At 30.1% G+C, this 6,587-nt stretch carries 5 protein-coding genes and 1 pseudogene; all 6 read left to right on the forward strand.

The genetic code is table 11. The annotated features are described in order from the left end of the window. Positions 1 to 2,541: pseudogene (locus KGF39_RS18530) on the forward strand (phage tail tape measure protein); the annotation flags it as partial. An 81-nt stretch (positions 2,542 to 2,622) separates the two neighbouring features. Further along, positions 2,623 to 3,417: a hypothetical protein gene (locus tag KGF39_RS18535; protein WP_227823442.1), complete on the forward strand. Its 795-nt coding sequence runs from the start codon at positions 2,623 to 2,625 to the stop codon at positions 3,415 to 3,417. Positions 3,418 to 4,072: 655 nt separating this feature from the next. Continuing rightward, positions 4,073 to 4,597 carry a hypothetical protein gene (locus tag KGF39_RS18540; protein ID WP_227823443.1) on the forward strand — a complete coding sequence of 175 codons (525 nt, stop codon included), beginning with the start codon at positions 4,073 to 4,075 and terminating at the stop codon, positions 4,595 to 4,597. A 358-nt stretch (positions 4,598 to 4,955) separates the two neighbouring features. Continuing rightward, on the forward strand, positions 4,956 to 5,144 hold the full coding sequence (gene srl, locus KGF39_RS18545) for a virulence factor Srl (RefSeq protein ID WP_004454585.1): 189 nt from the start codon (positions 4,956 to 4,958) through the stop codon (positions 5,142 to 5,144). 120 nt (positions 5,145 to 5,264) lie between these two features. Further along, a complete protein-coding gene (locus tag KGF39_RS18550; protein ID WP_227823444.1) occupies positions 5,265 to 6,080 on the forward strand; it encodes a Bro-N domain-containing protein in 816 nt (271 codons plus the stop codon). 62 nt (positions 6,081 to 6,142) lie between these two features. Continuing rightward, positions 6,143 to 6,346, forward strand: coding sequence for a hypothetical protein (locus KGF39_RS18555; RefSeq protein ID WP_021399839.1), 204 nt, complete (start codon positions 6,143 to 6,145; stop codon positions 6,344 to 6,346). Positions 6,347 to 6,587: the final 241 nt, after the last annotated feature.

A 6,587-nucleotide genomic window follows, 5' to 3' on the forward strand; every position in this document is an offset into this window, starting at 1 on the left:
GTATTAATGCCTACAATTGGTGCTGTTATAGCCTCTATTATGATACTTAAAGCCACCTTTGCTTTTGGAAGTGCAATCAAGAGTTTAAGTCTTTTAGCTAATGTTTTTGGAACAGCTAAATTGGCTGCTCTTGGTTTGACAGCAATAATAGGAGCTGTAGTTATAGCTTTTGCAGGAATGACAGTCGCAATAAGCAATAACAAAATTGCTATAATGGATTTACAAACTAGGTTTGGTTCATTTGGCGAATATATTACTACAATAATGGAGAGCATTGGTGGAGTCATAAAACTTACATTAGGTAACTTGCTTATAATGTTAGGTGGAATTGGAAAAGGAATAGGCATATTGTTATCTGATAAGAGTTGGGATGAAAAAGCTTCATCATTAAAAAATTTGTTTGGTAAAACAACAGCAGAAATTAAAACAAATACAAAAGAAGCTTTATCGGATATAAATTCAGAAACTTCTAATGCAACAGCTCTATTAAAAAAGTCTACTTCAAAAGAGTTACAAGGTGTTACTAAAGCATTCTCGACAGCTTTTGAACAATCTAAAAATGTAACAGAAAGAAAATCTAGTGATATAGCTAGAGCATTAACAAATAGTCTAAAAGGATTAGATGAACAGTCAATAAGCATGATACGAGGATTGAATGATAATATGGCGATAATTCTATCTGGTGTGACAGCAGATATGAAACCAAGTGATAAAGTAAGTAAAATTACTAAAAATTTAGATGATGCTTTCAAAGCAGGTAAATTAAGTGCACAAGAATACAGAAGTAGCATACAAGAGACTTTAAATTTTATAAGCAAGTATAGTGCAGATTCTTCAAATAATTTAAAACAAGGCATGAGTGATGCTTTCAATGCCTTCAAGGAAGGGACAAATATAGGCGGATTAAAAGACGGAGTAACAGGAATGTTGAACTCTTTAAAAGCAACTGGTCCACAAGCTTTAGAAACCTTAAAAGGTTTAGGAGGAAAAGCAAGTGAGATTTTCAAAGGAGTGGATTTTAATTCTTCTATAGATGCACAAAAAACTAAAGTATTAAAGAATTTAAATAGTCTAGGATTGGAAGGAACACAAGCTATAGACACATTAAGAACTATTTTCTCACAGGCTTCTACTGCACTAGATACTACAAATTTAAAACAAGGTTTAAGTGATACATTTAATTCATTTAAAATCGGATTTAATCAAGATGGGATAAATGGAGCAATAAGCAATATGCTTGGTACTATAAACCAAATAGGGCCACAGATGCAAGAAGTTCTAGGGAAAATGGATGGAGATATGGGGCAAGTATTTGCTAATGTAGATTTTAGTACTCCAATAGAAACACAAACTAGTAAAGTTTTGGAAAACCTAAATAATCTAGGGATAGAAGGACCGCAGGCTCTAGAAACTATAAGAAGTATATTTGCTCAAGCTTCAAGTCAAATACAAGGTTCAGCTTCTCAAACTGCTCAACAAGCAAATCAACAGGTTGCAAATGCTCTAACACAAGAAAACCCAGCTGTGCAACAGGCAGGGCAACAATTAGGTACAGATTTGACAAATGGTGTAGTAAATGGAGTACAAGCAGGAGTACCAGTTGTACAGCAAAAAAGTAATGAACTTGCTACAGCAACACAAAACGGAGTAACAAATGCTGTAAATAGTGCAACTCCTCAAATAGATAATTCAAATCTTACAAGTGGCATAGATACAGCTTTTAACCAAGCTACTGCAACGGTTCAGCAAGGAGCGACTAATATGTACAATGGTGCTAAACAAAGTTTTGTGCAATTGGCACAAATAGGCAGAGAAGCTGGAAGTAGCTTGTATAATGGTGCAACAACTTCTTTTAATATGTTAGCATCAAATGTAAGGGTTGCGTGTAGTAGCATGTACAATGGAGCTAGAACATCTTTTACAAGCTTAAGTAGTTCAGCTATAAGTGCTATTTCTGCTATGTATAGTTCTGTAGTAAGCCAAGTTAGTGCCATGTCGAGTCAAATTATCAGCTATTGGAATAGTGTAAGAGCAACAGTTTCAGCACCGATAAGTGCATCTTTTAATGTCAAGACTACTCAAACAACAGTTAAAAGAACCGTAAATGAAAGTAGTGGTGGAATACTGGGTAATATACTAGACCGTTTTGCTGGTGGTGGAGTTGCAACAAGAACTTCTATCTGTGGAGAGGATGGAGCTGAAATGGTCATTCCTTTATCAAATACTAGAAGAAATCGAGCAATAGGCTTGTATGAACAAACAGGTAAAATGTTGGGATTAGGTTCAACTCCTTCTCAAAAAGTAGTAGGTAGCTCTAATGTTGTAAATAATGTTAGACAATTTACAAATATTTTGGATTCAAACGATAAAGAATATAAAGAATCTCAAACACAGAGTTTAGTTTCAAATAATGGAAATACAATAAATTTAGGCGGAATATCTATCAATGTTCAAAATAGTGGTAACAAAGAAGAAATGATACAAGAACTATTATCTCAAGTAGAAAGTGGAATAAGAGAAGCATTGCAAGATATTGGATAATGTCGAATTATTGTTAGAAAAATCCCCTTCATAGATGATATAATATTGTTAAAATATGTAAAGTTATGAGGGGGAAATTTTATGTGGCAGAAATTTAAAAGTCTAAATGCTTTCTTAAAAGTTATTATAGGTATTATAGCAATATGTTTCTTACCAATCACTTTAGCTGTTTTTTCAATTGAATTTTTAATAAAATCTATTGAAGCTAAAAATAAAGGCAAAATAGTCTTAGGATGTTTTTTAGCATTATTAACATTAAGTTGTGCTAGGACTGTTTATCTTACAAGAAGTTTAGATGATAAAAATTCTACTCAAGTTAATCAAGTTTCTAGCAATAAAGATAAAGAAGATGCTGAAAAAAAATCAGAAGAAGAAACAAAAAAACAAGAAGAAGAGAAAGTTCAAACAGAGCAACAAAAAAAAGATGAAGAGGCTATAAAATTAGCACAAGAAAAACAAAATAGTGAAAATGCTGAAAAACAAGTTCAAGCAGAACAAACTAAAAAAGATGAACTTGTGAAAAAGCTAGAAACATACGAAAGTATATATTTAATGATTCCTGCTAGTATAAAAGAAACATCAGAATCTAATAATGCTTTTGAGTTGCAAAAAACATTTTCAACAGGAAGAGATGTAGCTTCAAAATGTTGGCAAGAGTTAGGAGATTTAAAAGATAAATATAGCACTGAATCAACTGAATATAAAGCTATACAAAACTTGCAATTAGCATTTTTTGTGGTAAAAGATGCATGCAAAAATGGAATAAAATATTTAGATAAAAATGAGTATAAATATTATGAGAAATATGAGAAAAACTGTGGCGAGGCTGGTGCGTGGTATAGTGATTTCGTGGCGTTAAAAGGAAATCTCAACTAATATGTTAAGATAAAAAGAATTATACTTAAGAAGCTTTATTTTATGATATAATAAAAATATGTAAGTTTTGCAGTGAGCGATATTTGTAACAAAGTAGGAATTAACAGTTGAAATGTAAGGTGTTGAGAGTGTATGATAAGTGTTATCAATTGCACTACTGCCCGCTCACTGCAAATTTAAGAGAGCTGCATATGTGTGAGTATTAAAAATACTAAGTTTATTTTGGGATTTTATATTAACTATGTGGTATGTAAAGACAAGAAAAGCGCTATAGTCATGTTTCGACCCACCCGCAGATTTTATATTAACTATGTGGTATGTAAAGCCAGCCGAAGCAGCTTCTGCAATCAAAAAATATGGATTTTATATTAACTATGTGGTATGTAAAGAAAGCTTCTTTTATGCTATCTAAAGAATCTCCAAAAATTTTATATTAACTAAGTGGTATGTAAAGATAGCAACTGGTAGCAACATAGCACTTATACTTGTAGCATTTTATATTAACTAAGTGGAGAAAAACTAAATAAAAAAAAAGAAGCACTTACTTTTGGTAGGTGCTTTTATTTTGCTCAAAATATTTTAAATCAATAGACTAAGTTCTTATTTTTAGATAGAATTATATTTGAGTAAAGAATTTAATAGGGGAGAGTATATTATGTGGGGAAAATTTAAAAAATTAAGTTTGTTCAAGAAAATTTTAGTAATATTTTTAATATACCTTATTGTATTTACAGTATCAATGATGATTCATCAAGCGATACGAGATTCAAAAAATAGAAATGAAGTAGATGAAGGAAATATTACAAAAGAAAATATAATTAGTGAAAGAGAAAAAGAAGATATTTATAAACAAGAGATGCAGGCAAAAGTAGACTCTATTATACCAGAAGACTTAAAAGATAAAACAACATATTATGTTAACATATTAAACCCAACAAAAGGTGAGGGATATATAGTTAGTATTCAAGTGGAAAATTCTAGGTTTAATGATGAAAATGAGTGTAGAAACTTTACTAAAGAATTTGTAAACAATATAAAAGATATGAATGATATACATTCAGTGAGAATAAGCTTTATTGTCGATGTAACACTCACTTATAATGTATTTTTAGATGATTGGAATAATATAAAAAATGATGTAAATTTAATTGATGATATAGAATTTGAAGCTAGAAGTTAGTTCTAGGATTAGATTAACTATACATAAGGCACTTACAAACATGTAGGTGCTTTTGTTTTGCTCAAATTACCTAATTCTAAAATCGGTTTAACTGACTTTAGAACGTACAAATAGTAAAATTAACTAACTTAGAAGTTGTTAAGTACAACTTTTGAGAATTATACAATATAAAAATGAACTAAAGTGATTGATTTTACTCAAGTTGGTCGGTTGGGTAAAATAATTAGAAAAAAGATATATCTGAGGTAGTGTTTTACGACATTAGCTTCAATAAAAATTTATTTGAAAAATATTCCAAAATATCTTGACTGTAACTCGTTACAGTGTTATTATTAATGTAACGAGTTACAGAAAAGAGGTGAATAAAATAGCAACTAAAAGTAGAGCAGAGTATATGAAGAATCGTCGAAAAGATAAAAGAGGTTTTAGTGTACTTTTAGACAAAGAAAAGTTAGATAAATTTGATGAAGTGTTAGAGGAAAAGAATCTAACCAAGAAAGAATGGCTAGAAGAAAAAATCGACGAGGAACTGGAACAAAAGGAATAAAAAATAAGGGTCACTCCCACCGACCAAAGTTTGAGTAACCCTTATGACGTATACTATCGTATATCAATTATAGTATACGTCATTCCTTAAAAAAAATCAATTATTAAGGAGTGTAATATTATGAAAAATGAATTAATGATGTTTGAAGGAAAAGAGATTGAAGTATTTGAATTTGAAGGAAGAATTTTATTCAACTCAAAAGATGTAGCAAACTGTTTAGACATAAAAAATGTTAATGAGAATATAAGACTTATGAATGAAAAGCAAGTTGTAAAGTTAAGAAATTCGGATATCAGTAATACTGACATCCGAAAACTTAATAATGCTGGAGAAAATTTTCTTACTGAAAGTGGAGTGTATAAATTAATCTTTAAATCAAGAAAAGAAGAAGCAGAGAAGTTCCAAGACTGGATAAGCGATGAAGTACTTCCAGCTATTCGACAAACTGGTGCATACATAACTAATAATGCTAATCCCGAAAAACTAAGAGAAAAAGCAAGTGAGATTGAAAAGTTACAATTAGCTTATAATAGTACATCTATGTTAAAAGAACTATTGGATGATGCAGGATTTGACAACAAATCAAAACTATTAACAGCTAAAACATTATATAAAAAGGCAGGTATTGATTTACCGATTGAGATAAACGAAGAAGAACATTATTTTGATACAAAACAAATAGCGTCTAAACTGAAAATATATTCTAAGAGTAATAAACCAGCTCAGATGGCTGTTTGTGAAATTATTAAAAAGATTGATTTAGAAGAAAATGAAGTAAAAGGAGTTTGGGAAACGAATGGTTCTTGGACTGGTACTGTAAATAAATATACAAAGAGTGTAATAGATAAGGTGAGAACTTGGATAGAGGAAAATAATAGACCTGTCAAAATTGCAGGTGAGAAGAAGAATTATCATGTGGTTTATAAGATTGAGTAAATTTATCAGTTGTATTAAATAATTTAGTTTAGTTTATTTTAGTTTTGAGGGGGATTAATACAATGCGTGAAAGTTTACTTAATAAATATAATTTAAAAACTGATGAAGATGTAGAATATTTTGTGAAATTTGCTAATGCGTTATATGAACTAAAACAGAATAGTGAAGAAAAGTTTCAAGAATATGTAAAGATATTAAGAGAAATTCTTATAGAACAACAAGAAAATGAAAATATTTTAGATAATATATTAAAAACACTTACTTAGGTAAGTGTTTTTTTGTTGAAAGTAGGTGATTATAACGTAAAAAGTAATAAACAGGTAAAATATGTAAGAATTATATGATATAATAATTGTAGCAAGAAGATGTAATCTACAATTTATAGAGTGGAGTTCATACAAAAGATTATCCTCCCAACGTATAGAAGGGAGGTGAGTATGTATGGATAATTTTTTACAAAATGTACTAGAAAGGCTATCTGTTAGTTTAATAGTTTGTCTAGTTAGC

It is taken from the genome of Clostridioides sp. ZZV14-6345, from assembly GCF_020657775.1.
Classification (GTDB): Bacteria; Bacillota; Clostridia; order Peptostreptococcales; family Peptostreptococcaceae; genus Clostridioides; species Clostridioides difficile_D.